The following is a 4,435-nucleotide window of genomic DNA, read 5'->3' as shown; positions in this document are numbered from 1 at the left end:
GGGGACTCGGCCGACAGACGCCGGCCCATCCCCACCCACTGCGAACCCTGACCCGGGAACACGAACACCGACCGGCCCGCCACCTCCGCACGGCCCGCCACCAACCCGGGCGCAGCCTCGCCGGAGGACAGCGCCCGCAGGGCGTCGGCGAGTCCGGCCGGGTCGGCGCCGACGGCGACCGCTCGCTCGGGGAAGCGGGAGCGGGCCGTGACGAGGGCACGGGCGGTCGCCGCGCGGTCCACGTCGGGGCGCTCGTCCGCGTACGCCGCCAGCCGGGCGGCCTGTGCCCGCAGGGCGGCCTCCGAGGCACCGGAGAGCACCCAGGGGGCCGCGCCGTCCCCGGCCGCGTCGGCGTTCTCGTCCTCGTTCGCGCCGGCTGCGGCCTCGGGGGCGGGCTGCGCGGCGGCCTGCTCGGCCGGCTCGGCCTGCTCCAGGATGACGTGGGCGTTGGTGCCGCTCACGCCGAAGGCCGAGACGGCGGCCCGGCGCGGGCGGTCGCCCTCGGGCCACTCCCGGTCCTCGGTGAGCAGGGCGATGCCGCCCGAGGACCAGTCGATGTGCGAGGAGGGCGCGTCGATGTGGAGGGTCTTCGGCAGTACGCCGTGGCGCAGCGCCTCGACCATCTTGATCACACCGGCCGCACCGGCCGCGGCCTGGGTGTGCCCGATGTTGGACTTCACCGAGCCCAGCCACAGCGGCTGTTCGGCCGGGCGGCCCCTGCCGTAGGTGGCGAGCAGGGCGTGCGCCTCGATCGGGTCGCCGAGCGGCGTGCCGGTGCCGTGCGCCTCGACGGCGTCGACGTCGCCGGCGGCCAGTCCGGCGTTGGCGAGCGCGGCCCGGATGACCCGCTCCTGCGAGGGGCCGTTGGGCGCGGTCAGGCCGTTCGACGCACCGTCCTGGTTGACGGCCGAGCCCCGGACGACGGCCAGGACCTCGTGGCCGAGCCGTCGCGCGTCCGACAGCCGCTCCAGCAGGAGCAGACCCACGCCCTCGGACATCCCGAACCCGTCGGCGGCGTCCGCGAACGCCTTGCTCCGGCCGTCGGTGGCCAGGCCGCGCTGCCGGGAGAAGCCGACCAGGCCCTCCAGGGTGGACATCACCGAGGCGCCGCCGGCCAGCGCCAGCGTGCACTCGCCGCTGCGCAGGGCCTGGGCGGCCAGGTGCAGGGCGACCAGCGAGGAGGAGCAGGCGGTGTCGACGGTGATCGCGGGCCCCTCCAGGCCGAGGGCGTAGGAGAGCCGGCCGGACAGCACGCTGCCCGCGTTGCCGGTGACGAGGTAGCCCTCGTCGGCCTGGCCGCCGGTGCCCTGGGTGCCGTAGTCCTGGCCGTGGGTGCCGATGAAGACGCCGGTGGGGGTGGCCCGCAGGGCGGTCGGGTCGAGACCGGCCCGCTCCAGGGTCTCCCAGGCGACCTCCAGCAGCAGCCGCTGCTGCGGGTCCATCGCCAGCGCCTCGCGGGGGTTGATCCCGAAGAAGGCGGCGTCGAAGTCGGCGATGCCGGGCAGGAACCCGCCGCCGCGCACGTAGGTGCGGCCGGGCACGTCGGGGTCGGGATCGTAGCTGCCGTCGAGGTCCCACCCGCGGTCGGTGGGCAGTCCCGAGACGGCGTCTCCTCCGGCGGCGACGAAGCGCCAGAGGTCCTCGGCGGAGTCGAGGCCGCCGGGGAAGCGGCAGCCCATGGCGACGATCGCGACGAGTTCGTCGTCGGCCTCGGCGGCGCGCACCGCCGGGACGGGCGCGGCGGCCGGTGCGGCGGTCTCCTCGCCGACCAGCTCGGTGGTGAGGTGGGCCGCGAGGGCCTTCGGCGTCGGGTAGTTGAACACCAGCGTGGCGGGCAGCCGCAGCCCGGTGGCGGCGCCGAGCCCGTTGCGCAGCTCGACGGCGGTCAGCGAGTCGATGCCCAGGTCCTTGAACGGCTTCTCGACGTCCAGGGACCCGGCCGAGCCGTGACCGAGCACGGTGGCGGCGGTGTCGCGGACGAGGGCGAGCAGCACCTCGTCGCGCTCGGCGGCGGCGAGGCCCGCCAGCCGCCGGGCGAGGGTGTCGGCACCGGCCCCGGCGGACCGGGCGGCGGCCCGTCGCAGGGCGCGGGGCGCGCGGGCGGCCGGCGCCAGCCCGCGCAGGAGCGGCGGGAGGTCGTCGCCGCGGACGCCGGTGACGTCGAGCCGGATCGGCACCACGGCCGCCCGGTCGCCGGTGATCGCGGCGTCGAAGAGGGCCAGGCCCTGCTCGGCGGAGAGCGGACGGGTGCCGCCCCGGGCCATCCGGGCGAGGTCGGTGTCGCTCAGACGGCCGCCCATGCCGCCGGCCTCGGCCCACAGGCCCCAGGCGAGTGACACGGCGGGCAGTCCGAGGGCGTGCCGGTGGACGGCCAGACCGTCCAGGAAGGCGTTGCCGGCCGCGTAGTTGCCCTGGCCGGAGCCGCCGAGGACGCCGGAGGCGGAGGAGTAGAGCGCGAAGACGGCGAGGCCGAGCCCGGCGGTGAGTTCGTGGAGGTGCCAGGCGGCGTCGACCTTGGGGCGCAGCACGCTGTGCCACTTGGCGCCGTCCAGCGCCTCGATGACGCCGTCGTCCACGATCCCGGCGACGTGGACGACGCCGGTGAGGCGGTCCGCGACGGAGTCGACGACCGCCGCCAGCGCCTCGCGGTCGGCGGCGTCCACCGTCTCGGACCGGACGCGGGTGCCGTCCGCCGCGAGTTCGGCGAGCAGGTCGGCGGGGACGGCGGAGCGGGAGACCAGGACCAGATCGGCGACGCGGTGGACCGCCGCGAGGTGGCGGGCCACCAGGCGGCCGAGGCCACCGGTGACGCCGGTGACCAGGACGGTGCCGCCCGCCAGCGGGGACGGGACCTCGGGGGCCGGCTGCGCCGCGCGGCGCAGCCGGGCGACGAGTCGCCGCCCGTCGCGCACCGCGATCTGCGGCTCGTCCGCCGTGGCGGCCACCGCCTCGGCGGCGGCTGCCGGGTCGTCGCCCTCCACGAGGACGAAGCGGCCCGGGTTCTCCGACTGCGCGGTCCGCACCAGGCCCCGGACGGGCTCCTGGACGAGTTCCCCGCGCCGGGTGACGACGACGAGCCGGGAGTCGGCCGTCCGTTCGTCCGCCAGCCAGGACTGGAGGGCCCGCAGGACGTCGTGGCCGACGGCGTGGGCGCGCTCGGGGACACCGTCGGTCGGCACGCCGAGGCCGGCGGGCAGCACGACGAGGGGCGGCAGCGGTCCGTCGGCGGGCAGCTCGTCGTGGAGCACCCAGGCCGTGCCGGCGGGGGTCGCCTCGGCGGCCGTCCCGTCAGCCGCTCCGGATGTCGTTTCAGGTTCCGCTTCGGGTGTCGCTTCGGGTGCCGCTTCGGTTGCCGGGACCCAGTCGACCTCGAACAGGGCCGCGTCGGAGGCGGCGCCCAGGCTGCTCGGGTCCACCGGCCGCACGGTGAGGGCCTCGACGTCGACGACGGGTGCGCCGGTCTCGTCGGCGGCCCGGATGGAGAGGGTGTCGGGCCCGGAGGCGGCGACGACGACCCGCAGGACCTCGGCCCCGGCGGCGTGCAGGCGCACCCCGGCCCAGGAGAAGGCGAGCCGCGGCACGGCGGCGCCGGGGAAGAAGCCGGCCTCGCCGAGCGGGTGCAGGGCGGCGTCCAGCAGGGCCGGGTGCAGCCCGTACGCGGCCGCGTCGGTCACGGCCTCGGGGAGGCGGAGCTGGGCGTAGAGGCGACCGTCGGCGAGCCAGGCGGCCTCGACCGCGTGGAACGCGGGGCCGTAGGCGACGGTGAGCCGGTCGTAGAGGCCGTCGAGGTCGAGCGGGCGGGCCCCGGCGGGCGGCCAGGCCGTCAGTTCCTCGGCGGCGGCGGGCTCCGGGCCCTCGGGGGCGAGCGTGCCGGTGGCGTTCCCGCTCCACGGCAGGCCGGGGCCGGTCCGGGTGAGCAGCCGGACGGCGCGGCGGCCGTCCTCGGCCTCGCCGACGTGGACCTGGAGGTCGATGCCGCCGCCCTCGGGGACGACGATCGGGGCGGATATGGTCAGTTCCTCGACCGTGGGCGCGCCGAGCCGGTGCCCGACGTGCACCAGTGCGTCCAGCAGCGCGGTGCCGGGCAGCAGGGTCGCGCCGCCGACCCGGTGGTCGACCAGCCAGGGCAGGGTGCGTTCGGTGATCCGGCCGGTGAAGACGGCGCCCTCCTCGGAGCCGAGCAGCAGCCCGGCCTCCAGCAGCGGGTGGCCTGCCTTGTCCAGGCCGACGGCCGCGAGGTCGCCCGCGGCGCGGCCGGGCCGGAGCCAGTAGTGCTCGTGCTGGAAGGGGTAGGTGGGGAGGTCGGAGGGCCGCAGGGTGCCGGCGTCGGCGAACGCCGTCGACCAGTCCACCCCGACCCCGCGGACGTACAGCTCGGCGGCCGAGAGCAGGACCCGGTCCCACGCACCGTCCTCACGCCGCAACGTCCCCGTGA

Annotated in this window: 1 protein-coding gene; it reads right to left on the bottom strand. The window is 77.5% G+C overall.

From position 1 onward, the window contains the following. A partial coding sequence (locus tag ACFWOG_RS39830) for an SDR family NAD(P)-dependent oxidoreductase (protein ID WP_380364539.1) occupies positions 1-4,435 on the bottom strand: 4,435 nt, incomplete at both ends.

Origin of the sequence: Kitasatospora sp. NPDC058406 (genome assembly GCF_042722765.1) — a bacterium.
Lineage (GTDB): Bacteria > Actinomycetota > Actinomycetes > Streptomycetales > Streptomycetaceae > Kitasatospora.
Note: the sequence above shows the minus strand (reverse complement) of the source record. Positions and strands in the feature narration are given on the sequence as shown.